The sequence below is a fragment of the Streptomyces sp. NPDC045022 genome (assembly GCF_056432605.1).
The window spans coordinates 121,023-145,234 of sequence record NZ_JBWKIR010000011.1 but is presented as its reverse complement, the minus strand read 5'-3'; the positions used below and the strand labels follow the sequence as shown (position 1 = coordinate 145,234).

General features: G+C 71.0%; 21 protein-coding genes. 19 read left to right on the top strand and 2 right to left on the bottom strand.

Annotated elements, in window-relative coordinates:
* Positions 1-18: 18 nt before the first annotated feature.
* Positions 19-2,199, bottom strand: a complete 2,181-nt coding sequence (locus AC07C1_RS21205) for an ATP-binding protein (protein WP_478941090.1) — start codon at positions 2,197-2,199, stop codon at positions 19-21.
* Positions 2,200-2,369: 170 nt separating this feature from the next.
* Between AC07C1_RS21205 and AC07C1_RS21200 the strand changes: the two genes are divergently transcribed.
* The 13 genes from AC07C1_RS21200 to nusB all read left to right on the top strand — a co-directional run bounded on the left by AC07C1_RS21200 (position 2,370) and on the right by nusB (position 15,259).
* The gene (locus AC07C1_RS21200; protein WP_478941314.1) at positions 2,370-2,813 is read left to right on the top strand and encodes a DUF948 domain-containing protein; all 444 of its coding nucleotides are present in this window, start codon (positions 2,370-2,372) and stop codon (positions 2,811-2,813) included.
* 9 nt (positions 2,814-2,822) lie between these two features.
* On the top strand, positions 2,823-3,167 hold the full coding sequence (locus tag AC07C1_RS21195) for a hypothetical protein (RefSeq protein ID WP_478941088.1): 345 nt from the start codon (positions 2,823-2,825) through the stop codon (positions 3,165-3,167).
* Positions 3,167-5,839 (top strand): alanine--tRNA ligase, encoded by a 2,673-nt coding sequence (gene alaS / locus AC07C1_RS21190; RefSeq protein WP_478941087.1) that lies wholly within the window; start codon positions 3,167-3,169, stop codon positions 5,837-5,839. Before AC07C1_RS21195 ends, alaS begins: the two co-directional genes overlap by 1 nt.
* 15 nt (positions 5,840-5,854) lie before the next feature.
* Positions 5,855-6,319: a Holliday junction resolvase RuvX gene (gene ruvX, locus AC07C1_RS21185; RefSeq protein WP_478941085.1), complete on the top strand. Its 465-nt coding sequence runs from the start codon at positions 5,855-5,857 to the stop codon at positions 6,317-6,319.
* Positions 6,320-6,442: 123 nt separating this feature from the next.
* Complete coding sequence (gene mltG, locus AC07C1_RS21180; RefSeq protein ID WP_478941083.1) at positions 6,443-8,113, top strand: endolytic transglycosylase MltG; 1,671 nt, start codon at positions 6,443-6,445, stop codon at positions 8,111-8,113.
* On the top strand, positions 8,113-8,940 hold the full coding sequence (locus AC07C1_RS21175; RefSeq protein ID WP_478941081.1) for a shikimate dehydrogenase: 828 nt from the start codon (positions 8,113-8,115) through the stop codon (positions 8,938-8,940). The genes mltG and AC07C1_RS21175 overlap by 1 nt, the downstream gene beginning before the upstream one ends.
* Positions 8,941-9,105: 165 nt before the next feature.
* Entirely contained in the window at positions 9,106-10,290 is a 1,185-nt protein-coding gene (gene aroC, locus AC07C1_RS21170) for a chorismate synthase (protein WP_478941079.1), read from the top strand.
* The gene (locus tag AC07C1_RS21165; RefSeq protein ID WP_478941077.1) at positions 10,287-10,805 is read left to right on the top strand and encodes a shikimate kinase; all 519 of its coding nucleotides are present in this window, start codon (positions 10,287-10,289) and stop codon (positions 10,803-10,805) included. Before aroC ends, AC07C1_RS21165 begins: the two co-directional genes overlap by 4 nt.
* Positions 10,802-11,893 (top strand): 3-dehydroquinate synthase, encoded by a 1,092-nt coding sequence (gene aroB / locus AC07C1_RS21160; protein ID WP_478941075.1) that lies wholly within the window; start codon positions 10,802-10,804, stop codon positions 11,891-11,893. Before AC07C1_RS21165 ends, aroB begins: the two co-directional genes overlap by 4 nt.
* 221 nt (positions 11,894-12,114) lie before the next feature.
* Positions 12,115-12,996, top strand: a complete 882-nt coding sequence (locus tag AC07C1_RS21155; protein WP_478941073.1) for a Pro-rich N-terminal domain-containing protein — start codon at positions 12,115-12,117, stop codon at positions 12,994-12,996.
* A gap of 109 nt (positions 12,997-13,105) precedes the next feature.
* Complete coding sequence (locus AC07C1_RS21150; RefSeq protein ID WP_478941072.1) at positions 13,106-14,209, top strand: aminopeptidase P family protein; 1,104 nt, start codon at positions 13,106-13,108, stop codon at positions 14,207-14,209.
* 49 nt (positions 14,210-14,258) lie between these two features.
* Positions 14,259-14,825 (top strand): elongation factor P, encoded by a 567-nt coding sequence (gene efp, locus AC07C1_RS21145; protein ID WP_009187601.1) that lies wholly within the window; start codon positions 14,259-14,261, stop codon positions 14,823-14,825.
* Between the two features lie 2 nt (positions 14,826-14,827).
* The gene (gene nusB / locus AC07C1_RS21140) at positions 14,828-15,259 is read left to right on the top strand and encodes a transcription antitermination factor NusB (RefSeq protein WP_478941070.1); all 432 of its coding nucleotides are present in this window, start codon (positions 14,828-14,830) and stop codon (positions 15,257-15,259) included.
* A gap of 175 nt (positions 15,260-15,434) precedes the next feature.
* Here nusB and bldD read toward each other — a convergent pair whose 3' ends face one another.
* On the bottom strand, positions 15,435-15,938 hold the full coding sequence (bldD, locus tag AC07C1_RS21135) for a transcriptional regulator BldD (protein ID WP_020938842.1): 504 nt from the start codon (positions 15,936-15,938) through the stop codon (positions 15,435-15,437).
* Positions 15,939-16,190: 252 nt separating this feature from the next.
* Between bldD and pyrR the strand changes: the two genes are divergently transcribed.
* The 6 genes from pyrR to carB all read left to right on the top strand — a co-directional run bounded on the left by pyrR (position 16,191) and on the right by carB (position 24,174).
* Positions 16,191-16,763, top strand: coding sequence for a bifunctional pyr operon transcriptional regulator/uracil phosphoribosyltransferase PyrR (gene pyrR, locus AC07C1_RS21130; protein ID WP_478941069.1), 573 nt, complete (start codon positions 16,191-16,193; stop codon positions 16,761-16,763).
* Between the two features lie 90 nt (positions 16,764-16,853).
* Positions 16,854-17,885: an aspartate carbamoyltransferase catalytic subunit gene (locus tag AC07C1_RS21125; RefSeq protein ID WP_478941067.1), complete on the top strand. Its 1,032-nt coding sequence runs from the start codon at positions 16,854-16,856 to the stop codon at positions 17,883-17,885.
* A gap of 5 nt (positions 17,886-17,890) precedes the next feature.
* Positions 17,891-19,177 (top strand): dihydroorotase, encoded by a 1,287-nt coding sequence (locus AC07C1_RS21120; protein WP_478941066.1) that lies wholly within the window; start codon positions 17,891-17,893, stop codon positions 19,175-19,177.
* Entirely contained in the window at positions 19,174-19,734 is a 561-nt protein-coding gene (locus AC07C1_RS21115) for a PH-like domain-containing protein (protein ID WP_478941064.1), read from the top strand. The genes AC07C1_RS21120 and AC07C1_RS21115 overlap by 4 nt, the downstream gene beginning before the upstream one ends.
* Positions 19,731-20,873 carry a glutamine-hydrolyzing carbamoyl-phosphate synthase small subunit gene (gene carA, locus AC07C1_RS21110; protein WP_478941062.1) on the top strand — a complete coding sequence of 381 codons (1,143 nt, stop codon included), beginning with the start codon at positions 19,731-19,733 and terminating at the stop codon, positions 20,871-20,873. The genes AC07C1_RS21115 and carA overlap by 4 nt, the downstream gene beginning before the upstream one ends.
* Positions 20,866-24,174 carry a carbamoyl-phosphate synthase large subunit gene (gene carB / locus AC07C1_RS21105; protein ID WP_478941060.1) on the top strand — a complete coding sequence of 1,103 codons (3,309 nt, stop codon included), beginning with the start codon at positions 20,866-20,868 and terminating at the stop codon, positions 24,172-24,174. The genes carA and carB overlap by 8 nt, the downstream gene beginning before the upstream one ends.
* The last annotated feature ends 38 nt before the right edge of the window (positions 24,175-24,212 follow it).

The following is a 24,212-nucleotide window of genomic DNA, read 5'->3' as shown; positions in this document are numbered from 1 at the left end:
CAGCCCCGGCGCAGCACCTCAGCCCGCCGTCTCCCCGCCCTTCCGGGTGGGCGAGGCGGCGGGTTCGCGTTTCACGGCCTCCCCGGGGCCCTGCGGCACCCGCCCGCGCGGAGCCGGCAGAGCCCCCAACGGCCGCACGCCGCCCTGCCTCAGCGCCCGGGCCACGGCCCCCTGCCGGTCCAGCCGCGCCCCCTCGCGGACGCACTCCTCGTACCGCGTGTCACCGAGCGCCTGCCGCGCGGTCGCCTCGCACTGCTCGTGCGGGGCGTTGTAGTACGCCGAACCGAACAGCGGCAGCCCCACCGACGGCCACAGCCGGCCCGCCGCGCCCTGCAGCACCGCGGCCTCGGCCGGGTCGCCCTCGGTCGCCGTCACCAACGCCAGCAGCTCGATCGCCAGCACCGAGCCCAGCAGGTCGTGGAAGACGTGCGCGTTGCCCAGGCAGTCCGCGAGCAGCTTCCGCGCCCGCTCCAGTTCGCCGTTCCGCCAGGCCGCGTACGCCAGCACATAGAGCGCGTACGAACGCGCCCAGCGCTCCCCGTGGTCCTCGCAGACCCGGCGCACGTCCTCGCACAGCCGCACCGCGTCCGGCAGGTCCCCCTGGAAGGCCCGGGTCATCGCCAGCTCCACCTGACCCATCAGGACGTTGCTGTTGAGTTCGCCGATCTCCTGATAACGCTCCAGCGCCGACCGCAGCAGGATTTCCGCGCGGGCCATGTCATCCGTGACCAGGGCCAGACAGCCGGTGCGGTGCTCCGCGTACGCCACCGCCGTCGCATCGGCCGACCGCTCCGCCTGCTCACGGCACTCGCGCAGCGCCTTCAGCGCGGGCACGGTGTCGCCCTGCAGGATCGCCACATAGCCCAGCACCCACAGCGCCTTCAGCCGGGACCGCTCGTACTCCGACTCCCGCTCCAGGCTGCCCTCCAGCCAGCGCCGCCCCTCCGCCAGCCGGCCGCAGCCGACCCAGCAGAACCACAGCGCCCCCGCCAGATACTGGCCGAGGTGCGCCTCCTCCGGCTCGGTCAGGCAGAACCCCAGCGCGGCCCGCAGATTCGGCAGCTCCGCCTCGACCCGGGCGGCCACCTCCCGCTGCCGGGGCGAGAACCAGTCCAGCTCGCACCAGGTCGCCAGGCCCAGGTACCAGTCGCGGTGCCGTCTGCGCAGCCGGCCCGCGTCCCCGGTCGCCTCCAGCCAGTCGGCGCCATAGGCCCGCACGGTGTCCAGCATCCGGTAGCGGGGGCCCGTCGGGGTCTGCTCATGGGAGACGACCGACTGGGCGAGCAGCTCCGACAGCACGTCCAGGACGTCCTCGGCGGGCAGCCCGTCCCCGCCGCACACGTACTCGGCCGCCTCCAGGTCGAAGGACTGCGCGAACACCGAGAGCCGGGCCCACAGCAGCCGCTCGGCCGGCGTGCACAGCTCGTGGCTCCAGCCGATCGCCGTGCGCAGCGTCTGGTGCCGGGGGAGCGCGTCCCGGCCGCCGCCGGTCAGCAGCCGGAACCGGTCGTCGAGACGCTGGAGCAGCTGCCCCGGGGTAAGGGCCCGCAGCCGCCCCGCCGCCAGCTCCAGCGCCAGCGGCAGCCCCTCCAGACGACGGCACAGCTCCCGCACCTCGGGGCCGTCGGCCACCTGGACCCCCTGGCCCAGGGCCCGGTCCGTGAACAGCTCCACCGCCTCGTCCTCCGTCAGCGGCGCCAGCGGGAACAGCCGCTCGCCCGCCAGCCCCAGCGGACGCCGGCCCACGGCCAGTACCCGCAGCTGCGGCAGCTTGCGCAGCAGCTCCGCCGTCAGCTCGGCACAGGCCTCCACCAGATGCTCGAAACCGTCCAGCACCAGCAGGGCCCGGCGACCGGCCAGGTGCTCCAGCAGCATCTCCCGGGGCATACGGGCGGTGTGGTCGGTCATCCCCAGCGCCTCCACGACCGCGTACTCCGCGAACTGCGGATCGCGTACCGGTGCCAGCTCCACCCGGCCCCAGCCCAGGCCGCCGGCCGGGGCACCGGACGCCCGGTGTGCCGCCGCGCGCACGGCGAGCCGGGATTTCCCGACGCCGCCGACCCCGGTCACGGTCACCAGCCGGGACCGGTCGAGCGCCGTCGCCAGCTCGGCGAGCTCGGCCGAGCGCCCGACGAAAGCGGTGAGTTCGAGGGGCGGATCGCCGTCCGTCCGGGGGCCGCGGCTCTGAGGACCTCGCATGGGCACGGAGCGTACTGAAGTGTGTTCATTCCGTACAATCGCTTCACGCGACTCCGTCCCCGCTGCCCGGTAATCCGGTACGGAGCCTCGGCCCCGGCGCGATAGGCTCGGGGCACTGCTTTTTCATGGTTCCGATGTTCAGAGCACGTTTCAGGGAGCGGGTGCGCACAGTGTCCGGTGGAGAGGTGGCCGGGATCCTGGTGGCCGTCTTCTGGGCGATCCTGGTCTCCTTCCTCGCCGTCGCACTGGTGAGGCTGGCCCAGACGCTGAAGGCGACGACCAAACTCGTGGCGGACGTGACCGATCAGGCCGTCCCGCTGCTCGCCGACGCATCCACGGCGGTGCGCTCCGCGCAGACCCAGATCGACCGGGTCGACGCGATCGCCTCCGACGTCCAGGAGGTCACGTCGAACGCCTCCGCGCTGTCGACCACCGTCGCCTCCACCTTCGGCGGCCCGCTGGTCAAGGTCGCGGCCTTCGGCTACGGCGTGCGCCGGGCGCTGGGCGGCCGCAAGGAGGACGAGCCCGTCAAGTCGCCCCGGCGTACGGTGATCGTGGGCCGCACGGTCCCTGCCGCACGACGCAAGCGAAACCCCCGCGGGAAGAGGGACTGAGACCGAGCGATGTTCCGCCGTACGTTCTGGTTCAGCACGGGTGTCGCCGCCGGTGTGTGGGCCACCACCAAGGTCAACCGCAAGCTGAGGCAACTGACCCCGGAGAGCCTGGCCGCCACCGCGGCGAACAAGGCCCTGGAGACCGGTCAGCGGCTGAAGGACCGCGCGGTCGGCTTCGCGCTCGACGTCCGCGACAACATGGCGCAGCGGGAGGCCGAGCTGGGGGAGGCGCTGGGTATCGACGCGGACCCCGAACTCCCCGCACCCCGGCGGTACACCGCCATCGAGAACCGCAGCAACCCGAAGTACATCGAGAACACGACGTACTGGAACGACCGGAATGAGGACCACTGATGGAGTCGGCTGAGATCCGCCGCCGCTGGCTGAGCTTCTTCGAGGAGCGCGGGCACACCGTCGTCCCTTCGGCGTCGCTCATCGCGGACGACCCGACTCTGCTCCTCGTCCCCGCCGGCATGGTGCCCTTCAAGCCCTACTTCCTGGGTGAGGTCAAGCCGCCCTTCTCGCGTGCCACCAGCGTGCAGAAGTGCGTGCGCACGCCCGACATCGAAGAGGTCGGCAAGACCACGCGCCACGGCACGTTCTTCCAGATGTGCGGCAACTTCTCCTTCGGCGACTACTTCAAGGAAGGCGCCATCAAGCTCGCCTGGGAGCTGCTCACCAGCCCCCAGGACAAGGGCGGTTACGGTCTCGACCCCGAGCGCCTGTGGATCACCGTCTACAAGGACGACGACGAGGCCGAGCGCATCTGGCACGAGGTCGTCGGCGTGCCCAGGGAGCGCATCCAGCGCCTGGGCATGAAGGACAACTACTGGTCCATGGGCGTCCCCGGCCCCTGCGGCCCCTGCTCCGAGATCAACTACGACCGCGGCCCCGAGTTCGGCGTCGAGGGCGGCCCCGCCGTCAACGACGAGCGGTACGTGGAGATCTGGAACCTCGTCTTCATGCAGTACGAGCGGGGCGAGGGCACCGGCAAGGACAACTTCGAGATCCTCGGGGACCTGCCGAGCAAGAACATCGACACGGGCCTCGGCCTGGAGCGGCTCGCCATGATTCTGCAGGGCGTGCAGAACATGTACGAGATCGACACCTCCATGGCCGTCATCGGCAAGGCCACCGAGCTGACCGGTGTCGCCTACGGCGACGCGCACGACTCGGACGTCTCCCTGCGCGTGGTCACCGACCACATGCGTACGGCCACGATGCTGATCGGCGACGGCGTGACCCCCGGCAACGAGGGCCGCGGTTACGTCCTGCGCCGCATCATGCGCCGCGCCATCCGCAACATGCGCCTGCTCGGTGCAACCGGCCCGGTCGTCAGGGACCTGATCGACGTCGTCATCCGCATGATGGGGCAGCAGTACCCCGAGCTGGTCACCGACCGCGAGCGGATCGAGAAGGTCGCCCTCGCCGAGGAGAACGCCTTCCTCAAGACGCTCAAGGCCGGCACCAACATCCTCGACACCGCCGTGACCGAGACCAAGCAGTCCGGCGGCACGGTCCTCTCCGGCGACAAGGCCTTCCTGCTCCACGACACCTGGGGCTTCCCGATCGACCTCACCCTCGAGATGGCCGCCGAGCAGGGCCTGTCCGTGGACGAGGAGGGCTTCCGCCGCCTGATGAAGGAGCAGCGGGAGCGCGCCAAGGCCGACGCCCAGGCCAAGAAGACCGGCCACGCCGACATGGGCGCCTACCGGGAGATCGCCGACTCCGCCGGTGCCACCGACTTCATCGGCTACACCGAAACCGAGGGCGAGACCACGATCGTCGGCATCCTCGTCGACGGCGTCTCCTCGCCGGCCGCCATCGAGGGTGACGAGGTCGAGGTCGTCCTCGACCGCACTCCCTTCTACGCCGAGGGCGGCGGCCAGATCGGCGACACCGGCCGGATCAAGGTCGACTCCGGTGCCGTCATCGAGGTCCGCGACTGCCAGAAGCCGGTCCCGGGCGTGTACGTCCACAAGGGCATCGTCCAGGTCGGCGAGGTGACGGTCGGGGCCAAGGCCCACGCCTCGATCGACGCCCGCCGCCGCACCGCCATCGCCCGCGCCCACTCGGCCACGCACCTGACCCACCAGGCCCTGCGCGACGCCCTCGGCCCGACGGCCGCCCAGGCCGGTTCCGAGAACCAGCCCGGCCGCTTCCGCTTCGACTTCGGCTCCCCGTCCGCCGTGCCGACGGTCGTGATGACCGACGTCGAGCAGAAGATCAACGAGGTGCTCGCCCGCGACCTCGACGTGCGCGCCGACGTCATGGGCATCGACGAGGCCAAGAAGCAGGGCGCCATCGCCGAGTTCGGCGAGAAGTACGGCGAGCGGGTCCGTGTCGTGACCATCGGCGACTTCTCCAAGGAGCTGTGCGGCGGCACGCACGTGCACAACACCGCCCAGCTGGGCCTGGTGAAGCTGCTCGGCGAGTCCTCCATCGGCTCGGGTGTGCGCCGGATCGAGGCCCTGGTCGGCGTGGACGCCTACAACTTCCTCGCCCGCGAGCACACGGTCGTCGCTCAGCTCCAGGAGCTGATCAAGGGCCGCCCGGAGGAGCTGCCGGAGAAGGTCTCCGCCATGCTCGGCAAGCTGAAGGACGCCGAGAAGGAGATCGAGAAGTTCCGCGCCGAGAAGGTGCTGCAGGCCGCCGCCGGTCTCGCCGGGTCCGCCAAGGACGTGCGTGGCGTGGCCGTGGTGACCGGCCGGGTCCCGGACGGCACCACGCCGGACGACCTGCGCAGGCTGGTCCTCGACGTGCGCGGCCGCATCCAGGGCGGCCGGGCCGCCGTGGTCGCCCTGTTCACGGTCAACAACGGCAAGCCGCTGACGGTCATCGCCACCAACGAGGCCGCCCGCGAGCGCGGCCTCAAGGCCGGCGACCTGGTCCGTACGGCCGCCAAGACGCTCGGCGGCGGCGGTGGCGGCAAGCCGGACGTCGCCCAGGGCGGCGGCCAGAACCCGGCCGCCGTCGGTGAGGCCGTCGAGGCCGTCGAACGTCTCGTCGCCGAGACCGCCAAGTAGAGAGCGGTCAGGGACATGCGCAGAGGACGTCGACTCGCGATCGACGTCGGGGACGCCAGGATCGGGGTCGCCTCGTGCGACCCCGACGGGATCCTCGCCACCCCGGTGGAGACCGTCCCCGGCCGGGACATCCCCGCCGCACACCGCCGGCTCGGTCAGCTGGTGGAGGAGTACGAACCGATCGAGGTCGTCGTCGGTCTCCCTCGCTCCCTCAAGGGGGGCGAGGGCCCGGCCGCGGTCAAGGTCCGCGCCTTCGCCCAGGAGCTGGCCAAGGGCATCGAACCGGTGCCGGTCCGCCTGGTCGACGAGCGGATGACGACCGTGACGGCGAGTCAGGGGCTGCGCGCCTCCGGGGTGAAGTCCAAGAAGGGCCGCTCGGTCATCGACCAGGCGGCCGCCGTCATCATCCTGCAGCAGGCCCTGGAATCCGAACGAGTGTCAGGCAAAGCACCCGGCGAGGGCGTCGAAGTGGTCATCTGATCGCGATACGGTAACGTTCCGCGCGATGCGCCGGTGTTTCGAACAGCCGGGGCACAAGAAGAGGCGGAACGGAAGCCGGCCCCCCAGCCGCGCGACCGTCGGCCTCGCGGCTCTAGGGGATCGATGACTGAGTATGGCCGGGGCCCAGGCTCCGAACCGTGGCATCCGGAGGACCCGTTGTACGGGGACGGCGGATGGGAAGGGCAGCAGGCGCACATCGGCCAGCAGTCTGCCTACGGCGGCCAGCCGCAGCAGCAATACCCGCAGCAGCCGCAGTACGGCGACTGGAGCCAGGACCAGCAGCCCGGGTACGGCGGAGAGCAGCAGCACCACTACTACGAGGGTCAGGCCCAGGGGCAGTCCGCGTACGACCAGCAGTTCGCCGGTCACACCCAGCAGCAGTTCCAGCAGGACGAGTGGGACGCGACCGGCGCCCACGGCCATGTGCCCTACGCCGCCGACCCCGGTGATCCGTACAACCAGCAGCCCGTGGCGTACGGCGGTGAGCAGCCGGATCTCTACGGCACCGAGGACGCCTATCCTCCGCCGGTGCCGCCCAGCCGCAGGCGCCCCGAGCCGGAACCGCAGCCGGAGCCCGCGGCCGAGGAGGAGCACGCCTTCTTCGCGGGAGGCGGCGACGGCGACGAGGAGGAGCACGAGCTCCAGAGCCGACGCGAGCGGCGCGGCAAGGGCCGCAAGCCCGTCAAGGGCAAAAAGGGACGCACCGGCTGCGCCTGCATGGTGGTCGTCCTGGTGTTCGGCGGCGGACTCGGTGGAGTCGGCTACTTCGGCTACAAGTTCTACCAAAATCGTTTCGGCGCGGCCCCGGACTACGCGGGCAGCGGGAACGGCGAGCAGGTCACGGTCACCATCGGCAAGGGCGCCGGCGGCTGGGAGATCGGTCAGAAGCTGAAGGAGGCGGGCGTCGTCGAGAGCGCGGCCGCGTTCGTCTCCGCGCTGCAGGCGAACCCCAAGGGCAAGTCGCTTCAGGACGGCGTCTACACGCTCGAGAAGCAGATGTCCGCCGCGAGCGCGGTGGAGCTGATGCTCAGCCCGAAGAGCCGCAGCAACCTGATCATCGCCGAGGGCCGGCGCAACACGGAGATCTACGCCCTGATCGACAAGCGCCTCGAAGTGGCGGCGGGCACCACCGCGCGCGTCGCGAAGAAGGAGTACAAGCACTTCGGCCTGCCCGCCTGGGCGCTGAACCGCACGAGCCTCAAGGACCCGCTGGAAGGCTTCCTCTATCCCTCCAGCTACGCGGTGGCCAAGGGCCAGAAGCCTGAAGCCGTCCTGAAGAGCATGGTGTCCCAGGCCACCGCCAAGTACCAGGAACTGGGCCTGGAGAAGAAGGCCAAGGTCCTCGGCCTCGACGGTCCCTGGCAGCTGCTCACCGTGGCGAGCCTGGTGCAGGCCGAGGGCACGAGCCACGACGACTTCCGCAAGATGGCCGAGGTCGTCTACAACCGCCTCGAACCCGACAACCCGCAGACCTACGGGCGGCTGGAGTTCGACTCCACGTACAACTACGTGAAGAACCAGAGCAAGCTCGATCTGAGCATCGCCGAGCTGCGCAGGTACGACAATCCCTACAACACGTACTTCTCCAAGGGGCTGCCGCCGGGCCCGATCGACAACCCCGGCGAAGAGGCGCTCCGCGGCGCGCTCGACCCGACGCACGACGGCTGGTACTACTTCATCTCCATGGACGGCAAGACCAGCAAGTTCACCAAGACGCTCGATGAGCACAACAAGCTGGTCGAGGAGTGGAACGCGTCGAGGAAAAAGAACTGATGACAGTGACCCGCCGAGCCGCCGTGCTCGGTTCGCCCATCGCCCACTCCCTCTCCCCGGTGCTGCACCGGGCCGCGTACGGCGAACTCGGGCTCACCGACTGGTCGTACGACCGCTTCGAGGTCGACGAGGCCGGGCTGCCCGCATTCCTCGACAAGCTCGGGCCGGAGTGGGCGGGGCTGTCGCTGACCATGCCGCTCAAGCGGGCGGTCATCCCGCTGCTGGACGAGATCAGCGACACGGCCGCCTCCGTCGACGCGGTCAACACGGTCGTCCTCGCCGAGGACGGCCGCCGGCTCGGCGACAACACCGACATCCCGGGCATGATGGCCGCCCTGCGCGAGCACGGCATCGAGGAGGTCGACTCCGCCGCCATCCTCGGCGCCGGTGCCACCGCCTCCTCCGCGCTCGCCGCGCTGTCCCGGATCTGTACCGGGGAGGTCGTCGCCTACGTCCGAAGCGAGGCCCGCGCCGCCGAGATGCGCGAGTGGGGCCGGCGGCTGGAGGTGGACGTGCGGACGGCGGACTGGGCGGACGCGGCCGAGGCCCTGCGTGCCCCGCTGGTGGTCGCGACCACGCCGGCCGGGACGACCGACGCCCTCGCCGCCGCCGTACCCGAACGCCCCGCCACCCTCTTCGACGTGCTCTACGACCCCTGGCCCACCGAGCTGGCGGCCCGCTGGTCCATGTTCGGCGGTGCCGTGGTCAGCGGCCTCGACCTGCTGGTCCACCAGGCCGTCCTCCAGGTCGAGCAGATCACCGGCCGCTCCCCGGCCCCGCTGGAGGCCATGCGCCACGCCGGGGAGAAGGCGCTCGCCGCCCGCTGAACCGCCGCCGTCGCGTCCGCCTGCTGGACCGGCGGCCGGACACCGGCACCGGACGTGGGAGGATCGGAGGTGGCGTACCGGGGTCGCGCACCCGGTGACGCCGTCGCCGTACGCGAGGACGTGCGTACGCAGGGCAGTACCGGGCGCGAACACTGAGGAGCACCGTTGAGCAGGCTGCGTTGGCTGACCGCGGGGGAGTCCCACGGTCCGGCACTGGTCGCAACGCTGGAGGGCCTTCCCGCCGGCGTGCCGATCACCACGGAGATGGTGGCGGACCACCTGGCACGGCGGCGGCTCGGTTATGGCCGCGGTGCGCGTATGAAGTTCGAGCGCGACGAGGTCACCTTCCTCGGCGGCGTGCGGCACGGACTCACGCTCGGTTCCCCGGTCGCCGTCATGGTGGGCAACACCGAGTGGCCCAAGTGGGAGCAGGTCATGGCGGCCGACCCGGTCGACCCCGAGATCCTCGCCGGACTCGCCCGCAACGCGCCGCTGACCCGCCCCCGGCCCGGCCACGCCGACCTGGCGGGCATGCAGAAGTACGGCTTCGACGAGGCCCGCCCGATCCTGGAGCGTGCCTCCGCGCGCGAGACCGCGGCCCGTGTGGCCCTCGGCGCCGTCGCCCGCTCCTACCTGAAGGAGGCGGCCGGCATCGAGATCGTCTCCCACGTCGTGGAACTGGCCTCCGCCAAGGCCCCCTACGGCGTCTACCCGACCCCTGCCGACGTGGAGAAGCTGGACGCGGACCCGGTGCGCTGCCTGGACGCGGACGCCTCGAAGGCGATGGTCGCGGAGATCGACCAGGCCCACAAGGACGGCGACACGCTCGGTGGCGTCGTGGAGGTGCTGGCCTACGGCGTTCCGGTCGGCCTGGGCTCGCACGTGCACTGGGACCGCCGCCTGGACGCCCGTCTGGCCGCCGCCCTGATGGGCATCCAGGCCATCAAGGGCGTGGAGGTCGGCGACGGCTTCGAGCTGGCCCGGGTGCCGGGCTCGAAGGCGCATGACGAGATCCTGACCGGCCCCGAGGGCATCAAGCGGGCCTCCGGCCGCTCCGGCGGTACCGAGGGCGGCCTGACCACGGGCGAGCTGCTGCGCGTCCGCGCCGCGATGAAGCCGATCGCGACCGTACCGCGCGCCCTGAAGACGGTGGACGTCTCCACCGGCGAGGAGACCCAGGCCCACCACCAGCGCTCGGACGTCTGCGCGGTGCCGGCCGCCGGGATCGTCGCCGAGGCCATGGTCGCGCTCGTCCTGGCGGACGCGGTCGCGGAGAAGTTCGGCGGCGACTCCGTCCCCGAGACCCGCCGCAACGTGCGGTCCTACCTCGACAACCTGCGGATCCGGTGAGCGCTGTGCCCGCCGTCGTACTGGTCGGCCCGATGGGCGTCGGCAAGTCCACCGTCGGCCGGCTGCTGGCCGAGCGGCTCGGCGTCGGCTACCGGGACACCGACGAGGACATCGTCGCCGCCGAGGGCCGCACCATCGCCGACATCTTCGTGGACGAGGGCGAGCCCGTCTTCCGCGCGATCGAGAAGCGCGCGGTGCGCACCGCGCTGACCGAGCACGAGGGCGTCCTCGCGCTCGGCGGCGGCGCGATCCTCGACCCGGACACGCGCGCGCTGCTCGCCGGACACCGGGTGCTCTACCTCTCCATGGACGTCGAGGAGGCCGTCCGGCGCACCGGCCTCAACGTGGCTCGCCCGCTGCTCGCGGTCAATCCGCGCAAGCAGTGGCGCGAGCTGATGGAGGCCCGGCGGCACCTGTACGAGGAGGTCGCCCGCGCCGTCGTGCCGACCGACGGCCGTACCCCCGAAGAGGTCACCCAAGCTGCGCTGGACGTACTGGAGTTGAGGGAAGCATGAGCGAGGCAGTCACCCGGATCCAGGTCGCCGGCACCGCGGGCACCGACCCGTACGAGGTGCTGGTCGGCCGGCAGCTCCTGGGCGAGCTGGGCGGGTTGATCGGGCCGAAGGCCAAGCGCGTCGCGGTGATCCATCCGGAGGGCCTCGCCGAGACCGGGGACGCGTTGCGCGCCGATCTGGCCGAGCAGGGCTACGAGGCCGTCGCGATCCAGGTGCCGAACGCGGAGGAGGCCAAGACCGCCGAGGTCGCCGCCTACTGCTGGAAGGCGCTCGGGCAGTCCGGTTTCACCCGCACCGACGTCATCGTCGGTGTCGGCGGCGGCGCCACCACGGACGTGGCCGGTTTCGTGGCCGCGACCTGGCTGCGCGGGGTGCGCTGGGTCGCCGTCCCGACCACCGTGCTCGCCATGGTGGACGCGGCGGTCGGCGGCAAGACCGGCATCAACACCGCCGAGGGCAAGAACCTGGTGGGCGCCTTCCACCCGCCGGCCGGTGTCCTGTGCGACCTGGCCGCGCTGGACTCCCTCCCGGTCAACGACTACGTCTCCGGGCTCGCCGAGGTCATCAAGGCCGGCTTCATCGCCGATCCGGTGATCCTGGACCTCATCGAGTCCGACCCCGAGGCGGCCCGGACCCCGTCGGGTCCGCACACGGCCGAGCTGATCGAGCGGTCGATCCGGGTGAAGGCCGAGGTCGTCTCCTCGGACCTGAAGGAGTCCGGCCGGCGGGAGATCCTCAACTACGGCCACACGCTGGGCCATGCCATCGAGAAGAACGAGCGCTACAAGTGGCGGCACGGTGCCGCCGTCGCGGTCGGCATGCACTTCGCCGCCGAACTGGGCCGTCTGGCGGGCCGGTTGGACGACGCGACGGCGGACCGGCACAGGACGGTCCTCGAGTCCGTCGGCCTGCCCCTGCACTACCGCTACGACCAATGGCCCAAGCTGCTGGAGACGATGAAGGTCGACAAGAAGTCCCGCGGTGACCTGCTGCGCTTCATCGTCCTCGACGGCCTGGCCAAGCCGACCGTCCTGGAAGGCCCCGACCCGGCCGTCCTGCTCGCCGCCTACGGAGAAGTGGGCCAGTAGATCCCGCGTCGCTCCCCATGTCCGGTTCCCGGCCGTCCAACGTGCCGTGCGGACCGGGCACTTCCGGCCGCCCCCGGCCGTTTCACCAAACGACGGCCGGGGACGGTACCGTTCGGTAGGGAGCGCGCAGGCCCGAAGGGCTGAGCAGGATCGGGCTGTCGACACCGACTCGGGCGCCCCGGAGGCGAACGAGTCAAGACGACGAGACGGAGTGGCAACGGATGCAGCACGCAGTGGGGTCGCCGCTGCCGCCGCCCCACCGGCCGGGGCAGGGACCGCACGCCGGCTGGGCGCCGGCCGGGCACCACCCGGGCCCGCACCCGGGAGTCTCCCAGGGACCCGCCCCCGTTCCCCAGCCACCCCCGGCGCCGGGCTTCCCGGTCCCGCCCGCTGTCATGCCGCCGGCACCCCCGCAGCCTCCGGCCGCACAGCATGCCCCCGCCCAGCCGGCCCCGGATACCACCGGCCATGTACCGCTGCCACCCGGCGGCCCCGTCGGAGTCCCCACGGCGCCGCCCGCCGCGGTCACGGTCCCCGACCCGACGGCCACCACGCTGGCGGTCCTGCTGATCGGCCCGGCGGGTGCGGGCAAGACGAGCGTCGCCAAGTACTGGGCGAACCGACGGCGCGTGCCCACGGCCCACATCAGCCTGGACGACGTCCGTGAATGGGTCCGCTCGGGCTTCGCGGACCCCCAGTCCGGCTGGAACGACAACTCCGAGGCCCAGTACCGCCTCGCCCGCCGCACCTGCGGCTTCGCCGCCCGGAACTTCCTGGCCAACGGCATCTCCTGCATCCTGGACGACGCCGTCTTCCCGGACCGCCCGGTCGTGGGCCTCGGGGGCTGGAAGCGCCACGTGGGCCCCGGTCTGCTTCCGGTCGTCCTGCTCCCGGGCCTGGACATCGTCCTGGAGCGCAACGCCGAGCGCACCGGCAACCGCCGCCTCACCGACGAGGAGGTGGCGCGTATCCACGGCCGTATGGCCGGCTGGTACGGCTCGGGCCTCCCGATCATCGACAACTCCCAGCTGGACGTTCCCGCGACGGCGCAGGTCCTGGACGAGGTCCTGGCCAGGGCCATCGCGAGCCCGCCGAGCTGGTAGCGAAGCGGAGCAACGGGCGGAGCGGAGCACACGGGCCCCAGCACCCCCACCAACCCCACTCGGCCCCCACCAACCGGCACAATTCGCCCAAAACTCCTACGCTCGTCTCATGTCAGAGGTGTACGCGAACCGCCGATCCCGGCTGAGGGAACACTTCAACGCGGCCGGTACTGCGGCAGCGCTCGTCACCCGCCCCGCCAATGTGCGCTACCTCGCCGCCGCGGCCCCGCAGGGCTCCGTCCTGCTCCTGGGCAAGCACGAGGACCTGCTCGTCTGCACCGGGCCGCCCGAAGACCGTCCGTACGAAGGGCGGCCGGACGAGCACCTGCGCTTGCACCTGTCCGCACCCGACGGCGACCCCGCGGTCGCCGCGGCCGGCCTCGCCGCGGCACAGGGTGCCGATGCCCTGGCCGTGGAAGAGCACCATGTCACCGTGGCCCGGCACCGGGCCCTCACCTCGGTCGCCCCCGGGCTCCGCCTCGCCGACCTCGGCGCGGCGGTCGAGCAGCTCAGGGTCGTCAAGGACGAGGAGGAGATCTCCTGCCTGCGCATCGGTGCGGAGATCGCCGACCAGGCCCTCGGCGAGCTGCTGGAGTCCATCCTGGTCGGCCGCACCGAACGGCACCTCGCGCTGGAGCTGGAGCGGCGCCTGGTCGACCACGGCGCCGACGGGCCGGCCTTCCCCACCTCCGTGGCCACCGGGCCGCACTCCGGCCGCCGTGGCCACCGCCCCACCGACCGGCGCGTGGAGGAGGGCGACTTCCTCTCCGTGTGCCTCGGCGCCACCTACCGCGGCTACCGCTGCGAGATCGGCCGCACCTTCGTCATCGGCACCTCGCCCGCCGACTGGCAGATCGAGCTGTACGACCTCGTCTTCGCCGCCCAGCGGGCCGGCCGCGAGTCCCTGGCGCCCGGCGCCGCATACCGGGACGTGGACCGCGCGGCACGCCAGGTACTGGACTCCGCGGGCTATGCGGAGGCCCTCCCACCGCTGACCGGACACGGTGTCGGACTCGAAATCGACGAGGACCCGCAGCTGGCCCCCGCAGCCATGGGTAAACTGGACGCTTGCGTGCCGGTCACCGTCGAACCGGGGGTCCACCTCCCGGGCCGGGGCGGTGTCCGGATCGATGACACGCTCGTCGTGCGCCCCGAGGCGGACGGCGGACCCGAGCTACTCACCATCACGACCAAGGAGCTGCTCGCGCTGTAGGAGTGCGTGCCCCGGGGTCGTCCACGTCAGTCCAGGAGATTCCGCAACCGTGGCTTCCACGAACGACCTCAAGAACGGCCTGGTGCTCAAGCTCGAAGGCGGCCAGCTCTGGTCCGTCGTCGAGTTCCAGCACGTCAAGCCCGGCAAGGGCCCGGCCTTCGTGCGCACCAAGCTCAAGAACGTGCTCTCCGGCAAGGTCGTCGACAAGACCTTCAACGCCGGTGTCAAGGTCGAGACGGCCACTGTCGACAAGCGCGACATGCAGTTCTCGTACATGGACGGCGAGTACTTCGTCTTCATGGACATGGAGACCTACGACCAGCTGATGGTCGACCGCAAGGCCGTCGGCGACGCCGCCAACTTCCTCATCGAGGGCTTCACGGCCACCGTCGCGCAGCACGAGGGCGAGGTGCTCTTCGTCGAGCTGCCGGCCGCCGTCGAGCTGACCGTCCAGGAGACCGAGCCGGGCGTCCAGGGTGACCGCTCCACCGGTGGCACCAAGCCCGCCACCCTGGAGACCGGCCACCAGATCCAGGTCCCGCTCTTCATCACCACCGGTGAGAAGATCAAGGTCGACACCCGCACGAGCGACTACCTCGGCCGGGTGAACAGCTAACCGTGGCTGCCCGCAACACGGCCCGCAAGCGCGCCTTCCAGATCCTCTTCGAGGGCGACCAGCGCGGAGCCGACGTCCTGACGGTCCTCGCGGACTGGATCCGGCTCTCCCGGTCCGACACCCGCCAGCCGCCGGTCAGCGAGTACACGATGCAGCTGGTCGAGGGCTACGCGGAGCACGCGAGGCGCATCGACGAGCTGATCGCGCAGTACGCGGTGGGCTGGACGCTCGACCGGATGCCGGTCGTCGACCGCAACATCCTGCGGCTGGGCGCCTACGAGCTGATCTGGGTCGACGAGACCCCGGACGCCGTCGTCCTGGACGAGATGGTGCAGCTGGCGAAGGAGTTCTCGACTGATGAGTCGCCGTCGTTCGTGAACGGTCTTCTCGGCCGCCTGAAGGAACTCAAGCCGACGCTGCGCCGCGAGGCGTGAGCCGGTAAGACCATACGCCGGAGGGTCCGCAGCGCGCGTGCTGCGGGCCCTCCGGCGTTCTCACGGCGCCACCGGGGGAAGTCCCCGGAACAGTGCTGAAAACACCGCCGGGGTGGCCGGAACTGTCCAGTTCCGGCCACCCCGGCGGCACGTTTCTGCTGAGTCGTGAAGCGGTTTACGCGTCTTCGTGCGTGGCCACCGCGCGGCGCGCGTCCGCGTCCAGGACGCCCCAGCTGATCAGCTGCTCGGTGAGGACCGAGGGGGACTGGTCGTAGATGACGGCGAGTGTGCGCAGGTCGTCCTGGCGGATCGACAGCACCTTGCCGTTGTAGTCACCACGCTGGGACTGGATCGTCGCCGCGTAGCGCTGGAGAGGGCCCGCCTTCTCGGCCGGCACCGTGGCCAGCCGCTCCAGGTCCAGGACCAGCTTCGGCGGCGGCTCGGCGGCGCCGCCCGGCGTGGTGCCCGGCAGCAGCTCCTGCACGGGAACGCCATAGAAATCGGCCAGCTCGGCAAGGCGCTGCACGGTCACGGCGCGGTCACCGCGCTCATACGAACCGACCACCACGGCCTTCCAGCGCCCCTGGGACTTCTCCTCGACACCGTGGAGGGAAAGGCCCTGCTGGGTGCGGATGGCCCGGAGCTTGGCCCCGAGCTGTTTGGCGTATTCGCTGGACATATGGCTCCCCGGACACTGTGTCGACGCGGCCGGCTGTTTTCCCGCCGCGCGGCTGGTAACTCACTGTGAGGTTACGCAGCGTGACTCTGGTGCGTCAAGCCGAATGGTCCACACCGACTCTTCCGTGCTAGCGGTCGCGGATTAGGCCAAGGGGGTGATCGTGGGGCTGTCGGCGACCTGCTACCGTGGATGGCGCAAATCCGACGTCCTTTAAGGTCCGTCCCGTGAGGCGGAGAAGGAGGTCCGTTTCATATGGACACGCACGCACATGCGCATGCGACCGATGCGCGGCCCGTACTCGAGGGCCCCGACATCGCGCGGGTGCTCACCCGAATCGCCCACGAGATCGTCGAGCGCGCCAAGGGCGCCGACGACGTGGTGCTCCTCGGCATTCCGACCAGGGGTGTCTTCCTCGCTCAGCGGCTCGCCGCCAAGCTGGAGCAGATCACCGACCGCACGGTCCCGGTCGGCTCGCTCGACATCACCATGTACCGCGACGACCTGCGCATGCACCCGCCGCGTGCGCTGGCCCGCACCGAGATCCCCGGTGACGGCATCGACGGCAAGCTGGTCGTCCTCGTCGACGACGTGCTCTTCTCCGGCCGCACCATCCGCGCCGCCCTCGACGCCCTGAACGACATCGGGCGCCCGCGCGCGGTGCAGCTCGCGGTCCTGGTCGACCGCGGCCACCGGGAACTGCCCATCCGTGCCGACTACGTCGGCAAGAACCTCCCCACGTCGCTGCGGGAGACGGTCAAGGTCCAGCTCGCCGAGGAGGACGGTCGGGACACCGTGCTGCTCGGCGCGAAGCCGGCCGGCCAGTAGCAAGCCAGGCGCACGGCCGTTTCGGTGTGCCCGCACACGCGCCGGTTTGCCCGAATCCTCCCGAATGAACTGCCTTACGGAGCCTGACAGATGCAGCGTCATCTCATCTCGGCCGCCGACCTCACCCGCGACGACGCCGTCCTGATCCTCGACACCGCCGAGGAGATGGCCCGGGTCGCCGACCGGCCGATCAAGAAACTGCCGACCCTGCGCGGCCGCACGATCGTCAACCTCTTCTTCGAGGACTCCACCCGCACCCGGATCTCCTTCGAGGCCGCCGAGAAGCGGCTGTCCGCGGACGTCATCAACTTCTCCGCCAAGGGCTCCAGCGTGTCCAAGGGCGAGTCCCTGAAGGACACCGCCCAGACCCTGGAGGCGATGGGCGTGGACGCCGTCGTCATCCGGCACGGTGCCTCCGGAGCCCCGTACCGCCTGGCCAACTCCGGCTGGATCGACGCGGCCGTCATCAACGCCGGCGACGGCACCCACCAGCACCCCACCCAGGCCCTGCTGGACGCCTTCACCCTGCGCCGCCGGCTGATCGGCAGGGACGCCGGCCTCGGTCAGGACCTGTCCGGCAAGCGCGTCACCATCGTCGGCGACATCCTGCACAGCCGGGTCGCCCGCTCCAACGTCGACCTGCTGCACACCCTCGGCGCCGAGGTCACCCTCGTCGCCCCGCCCACCCTGGTGCCGGTCGGCGTCGAGACCTGGCCCTGCGAGGTGTCGTACGACCTCGACAGCACCCTGCCCAAGTGCGACGCCGTGATGATGCTGCGGGTCCAGCGCGAGCGGATGAACGCCGCGTTCTTCCCGACCGAGCGCGAGTACTCGCGGCGCTACGGCCTCGACGGCGACCGCATGGCGAAGATGCCCGAGCACGCCATCGTGATGCACCCCGGCCCGATGGTCCGCGGCATGGAGATCACCGCCGAGGTCGCCGACTCGGAGCGCTGCACCGTCGTCGAACAGGTCGCCAACGGCGTCTCCATCCGGATGGCCGTCCTCTACCTGCTGCTGGGCGGCAACGAACCCGCCGTCACCCACGCCCGCCCGCCCGTCTCCCACCACCACCCTTCCGACGAGCGCTCCGCGCACACCTCTTTCGCCGAGGAGAAGTAAGACCCATGAGCAAGATCCTGATCCGTGGTGCGAAGGTGCTCGGCGGCGAGCCGCAGGACGTGCTGATCGACGGCGAGACCGTCGAGGCCGTGGGCACCGGGCTGTCCGCCGAGGGCGCCGAGGTCGTGGACGCCGGCGGCAAGGTGCTGCTGCCGGGTCTGGTCGACCTGCACACCCACCTGCGCGAGCCGGGCCGCGAGGACTCCGAGACGGTGCTCACCGGTACCCGGGCGGCGGCGAGCGGCGGTTACACGGCCGTCTTCGCCATGGCCAACACCTTCCCGGTCGCCGACACCGCAGGCGTCGTCGAGCAGGTCTACCGGCTCGGCCAGGAGCACGGCTACTGCGATGTGCAGCCCATCGGCGCCGTCACCGTCGGCCTGGAGGGCAAGAAGCTCGCCGAGCTGGGCGCCATGCACGAGTCCGCCGCCGGCGTCACCGTCTTCTCCGACGACGGCAAGTGCGTGGACGACGCCGTGATCATGCGCCGGGCGCTGGAGTACGTGAAGGCCTTCGGCGGTGTCGTCGCCCAGCACGCGCAGGAGCCGCGGCTGACCGAGGGCGCCCAGATGAACGAGGGCGTCGTCTCCGCCGAGCTGGGCCTGGGCGGCTGGCCGGCCGTCGCCGAGGAGTCGGTCATCGCCCGGGACGTCCTGCTCGCCGAACACGTCGGCTCCCGGGTGCACATCTGCCACCTCTCGACCGCGGGCTCGGTGGAGATCGTCCGCTGGGCCAAGTCCCGCGGCATCCAGGTCACCGCCGAGGTCACCCCGCACCACCTCCTCCTCACCGACGAGCTGGTGCGCACGTACAACCCCGTGTACAAGGTCAACCCGCCGCTGCGCACCGAGCGCGACGTGCTGGCCCTGCGCGAGGCGCTCGCCGACGGCACGATCGACATCGTCGCCACCGACCACGCCCCGCACCCGCACGAGGACAAGGACTGCGAGTGGGCCGCGGCCGCCATGGGCATGGTCGGCCTGGAGACCGCGCTGTCGGTGGTCCAGGAGACCATGGTCGACACGGGCCTGCTGGACTGGGCCGGCGTCGCCGACCGTATGTCCTTCAAGCCCGCGCGGATCGGACAGGCCACCGGACACGGCCGTCCCGTCTCGGCTGGTGAGCCCGCCAACCTCACCCTCGTCGACACGGAATACCGTGGCCAGGTGGACCCCGCGGGCTTCGCCTCGCGCAGCCGCAACACCCCGTACCAGGGGCGTGAGCTGCCGGGCCGTGTGACACACACGTGGCTGCGGGGCAAGGCCACGCTCGTCGACGGGAAGCTCACGTGACACCTGTAATCCTGCTGGCCGAGGCCAGGAAGTCGGCCGAGGTCACCGACTGGGGGGCCCGCATCGGCTGGCTCGTCGGGCTCGCCCTCTTCGTCGCGCTCGTCTACTGGCTGATGCGCGAGGGCTGGAAGTGGCGCGGCACGCTGCAGAGTGATCTGCCCGCGCTGCCCAGCGCGCCGGAGGAGACGGGCCCGGCGAGACTGAGCATGAGCGGCCGCTACCACGGCTCCACCACCGCCGGGCAGTGGCTGGACCGCATCGTGGCCCACGGTCTGGGCACCCGCAGCCGGGTCGAGCTGACCCTGACGGACCTGGGCCTGGAGGTCGAACGCCCCGGCGCCACCGACTTCTTCGTCCCCACCGCCGCGCTGCGCGAGGCCCGGCTCGACAAGGGCATCGCCGGCAAGGTGCTCACCGAGGGCGGACTGCTGGTGGTGACCTGGGCGCACGGCGACAAACTGATCGACTCCGGCTTCCGCTCCGACCACGCGGCCGAGCACACCGAATGGGTCGACACCCTGAATCAGATGATCAACGACACGGAAGGCGCGCGATGACGACCTCCACCAGGGGAGCTGCCAAGGTTCCCGCCGTACTCGTCCTGGAGGACGGCCGCAGCTTCCGCGGCCGCGCCTACGGGGCCGTGGGGGAGACCTTCGGCGAGGCCGTGTTCTCCACCGGCATGACCGGTTACCAGGAGACCCTCACCGACCCGTCGTACGACCGCCAGATCGTCGTCGCGACCGCCCCGCAGATCGGCAACACGGGCTGGAACGACGAGGACGACGAGTCGGGGCGCATCTGGGTCTCCGGCTACGTCGTGCGCGACCCCGCGCGCGTGCCGTCCAACTGGCGCTCAAGGCGCTCCCTGGACGACGAGCTGGTCGCACAGGGCGTCGTCGGCATCAGCGGCATCGACACCCGCGCCCTCACCCGCCACCTGCGTGAGCGCGGCTCGATGCGCGCCGGCATCTTCTCCGGCGAGGCGATCGCCCCCGAGTCCGAGCTTCTCGCGCGCGTGCAGGCCCAGCCGCACATGAAGGGCGCGAGCCTCTACGAGGAGGTCGCGACGAAGGAGGCGTACGTCGTCCCGGCGGTCGGCGAGAAGCGCTTCACCGTCGCCGCCATCGACCTCGGCATCAAGGGCATGACCCCGCACCGCATGGCCGAGCGCGGCATCGAGGTGCACGTGCTCCCGGCGACGGCTTCCGCCGAGGACGTCTACGCGGTCGACCCGGACGGAGTCTTCTTCTCCAACGGACCCGGTGACCCGGCGACCGCCGACGGCCCGGTCGCGCTGATGTCCGCCGTCCTGGAGCGCAAGACGCCCCTGTTCGGCATCTGCTTCGGCAACCAGATCCTCGGCCGCGCGCTCGGCTTCGGCACCTACAAGCTGAAGTACGGCCACCGGGGCATCAACCAGCCGGTCCAGGACCGTACGACCGGCAAGGTCGAGGTCACCGCGCACAACCACGGCTTCGCCGTGGACGCGCCGCTCGACAAGGTCAGCGAGACCGAGTTCGGCCGCGCCGAGGTCTCGCACGTCTGCCTGAACGACAACGTCGTGGAGGGGCTCCAGCTGCTCGACCAGCCGGCCTTCTCCGTCCAGTACCACCCCGAAGCGGCAGCGGGCCCGCACGACGCCGCCTACCTGTTCGACCGCTTCGTATCCCTGATGGAGGGCCAGCGTGCCTAAGCGCACCGATATCCAGTCCGTCCTGGTCATCGGCTCCGGCCCGATCGTCATCGGCCAGGCCGCCGAGTTCGACTACTCCGGCACCCAGGCGTGCCGCGTGCTCAAGGCCGAGGGCCTGCGTGTGGTCCTCGTCAACTCCAACCCGGCGACGATCATGACCGACCCGGAGATCGCCGACGCCACCTACGTCGAGCCGATCACCCCCGAGTTCGTCGAGAAGATCATCGCCAGGGAGCGCCCCGACGCCCTGCTGCCCACCCTGGGCGGCCAGACGGCCCTGAACACCGCCATCTCGCTGCACGAGAACGGTGTCCTGGACAAGTACGGCGTCGAGCTGATCGGCGCCAAGCCCGAGGCCATCCACAAGGGCGAGGACCGTGAGCGGTTCAAGGAGGTCGTGGAGGAGGTCCGTCGCAAGATCGGGCACGGCGAGTCCGCCCGCTCCGTCATCTGCCACTCCATGGACGACGTCCTCAAGGGCGTGGAGACCCTCGGCGGCTACCCGGTCGTCGTCCGCCCGTCCTTCACCATGGGCGGCGCCGGCTCCGGCTTCGCGCACGACGAGGAGGAGCTGCGCCGCATCGCCGGCCAGGGCCTCACGCTCTCCCCGACCACCGAGGTGCTCCTGGAGGAGTCCATCCTCGGCTGGAAGGAGTACGAGCTGGAGCTGATGCGCGACAAGCACGACAACGTCGTGGTCGTCTGCTCCATCGAGAACTTCGACCCGATGGGCGTGCACACCGGTGACTCGATCACCGTCGCCCCGGCGATGACGCTGACCGACCGCGAGTACCAGATCCTGCGTGACGTCGGCATCGCCGTGATCCGTGAGGTCGGCGTCGACACCGGCGGCTGCAACATCCAGTTCGCGGTGAACCCCGAGGACGGCCGTGTGATCGTCATCGAGATGAACCCGCGCGTGTCGCGCTCGTCGGCCCTGGCCTCCAAGGCGACCGGCTTCCCGATCGCCAAGATCGCCGCGAAGCTCGCCGTCGGCTACACCCTGGACGAGATCCCGAACGACATCACGCAGGAGACCCCGGCCTCCTTCGAGCCCACGCTCGACTACGTGGTCGTCAAGGCCCCGCGCTTCGCCTTCGAGAAGTTCCCGCAGGCCGACTCCACCCTCACCACCACCATGAAGTCGGTCGGCGAGGCCATGGCCATCGGCCGCAACTTCCCCGAGGCCTTCCAGAAGGCGCTGCGCTCGCTGGAGAAGAAGGGCAGCCAGTTCACCTTCGTCGGCGCGCCCGGCGACAAGGACGCTCTGCTGCGCGAGGCCGTACGGCCCACCGACGGCCGGATCAACACGGTCATGCAGGCCATCCGCGCGGGCGCCACGCCCGAGGAGGTCTTCGAGTACACGAAGATCGACCCCTGGTTCGTCGACCAGCTGTTCCTGATCAAGGAGATCGCGGACGAGCTGGCCGAGGCGCCCGAGCTGACCGGCGAACTGCTCGCCGAGGCCAAGCGGCACGGCTTCTCCGACCAGCAGATCGCCGAGATCCGCGGGCTGCGCGAGGACGTCGTCCGCGAGGTCCGGCACGCCCTCGGCATCCGCCCGGTCTACAAGACGGTCGACACCTGCGCCGCCGAGTTCGCCGCGAAGACGCCGTACTTCTACTCCTCCTACGACGAGGAGACGGAGGTGGCTTCCCGTGAGAAGCCCGCGGTGATCATCCTGGGCTCCGGCCCCAACCGCATCGGCCAGGGCATCGAGTTCGACTACTCCTGCGTCCACGCCTCCTTCGCGCTGTCCGACGCCGGGTACGAGACCGTGATGGTCAACTGCAACCCGGAGACCGTGTCCACGGACTACGACACCTCCGACCGCCTGTACTTCGAGCCGCTGACGCTCGAGGACGTGCTGGAGATCGTCCACGCGGAGTCCCTCGCCGGCCCGATCGCCGGTGTGATCGTCCAGCTGGGCGGCCAGACCCCGCTCGGCCTGTCGCAGGCGCTGAAGGACAACGGCGTGCCGGTCGTCGGCACGTCCCCCGAGGCGATCCACGCCGCCGAGGACCGCGGTGCCTTCGGCCGCGTCCTCGCGGAGGCGGGCCTCCCGGCCCCGAAGCACGGCACGGCCACCACCTTCGAGGGGGCCAAGGCCATCGCGGACGAGATCGGCTACCCGGTCCTGGTCCGGCCGTCGTACGTCCTCGGCGGGCGTGGCATGGAGATCGTCTACGACGAGACCCGCCTCGCCTCCTACATCGCCGAGTCGACCGAGATCAGCCCCTCCCGGCCGGTCCTGGTCGACCGCTTCCTGGACGACGCCATCGAGATCGACGTCGACGCGCTCTACGACGGCGAGGAGCTGTACCTCGGCGGTGTCATGGAGCACATCGAGGAGGCCGGCATCCACTCCGGCGACTCGGCGTGCGCCCTGCCCCCGATCACCCTCGGCGGCTTCGACATCAAGCGGCTGCGCGCCTCCACCGAGGCCATCGCCAAGGGCGTCGGCGTGCGCGGCCTGATCAACATCCAGTTCGCGATGGCCGGCGACATCCTCTACGTCCTGGAGGCCAACCCGCGTGCCTCCCGTACGGTCCCCTTCACCTCGAAGGCGACGGCGGTGCCGCTCGCGAAGGCCGCCGCGCGCATCTCGCTGGGCGCGACCATCGCCGAACTCCGGGCGGAGGGCCTGCTTCCGGCGAACGGCGACGGCGGCGAGCTGCCGCTGGACGCGCCGATCTCCGTGAAGGAGGCCGTCATGCCGTGGTCGCGCTTCCGCGACATCCACGGCCGCGGCGTCGACACCGTCCTCGGCCCGGAGATGCGCTCCACGGGTGAGGTCATGGGCATCGACTCCGTCTTCGGCACGGCGTACGCCAAGTCGCAGGCGGGTGCCTACGGCCCGCTGCCCACCAAGGGCCGCGCGTTCATCTCGGTCGCCAACCGCGACAAGCGGTCGATGATCTTCCCGGCGCGCGAGCTGGTCGCCCACGGCTTCGAACTGCTCGCCACCTCGGGCACGGCCGAGGTCCTCAAGCGCAACGGCATCAACGCCACCGTCGTGCGCAAGCAGTCCGAGGGCACCGGCCCGAACGGCGAGCGGACCATCGTCCAGCTCATCCACGACGGCGAGGTCGACCTCATCGTCAACACCCCGTACGGCACCGGCGGCCGCCTCGACGGCTACGACATCCGTACGGCGGCCGTGGCGCGGTCCGTGCCCTGTCTGACGACCGTCCAGGCACTCGCCGCGGCGGTCCAGGGCATCGACGCCCTCAACCACGGCGACGTGGGCGTCCGCTCGCTCCAGGAACACGCGGAACACCTGACCGCGGCCCGCGACTAGCAGCCCTGAGGGGGACACCGGAAACGGTGTCCCCCTCT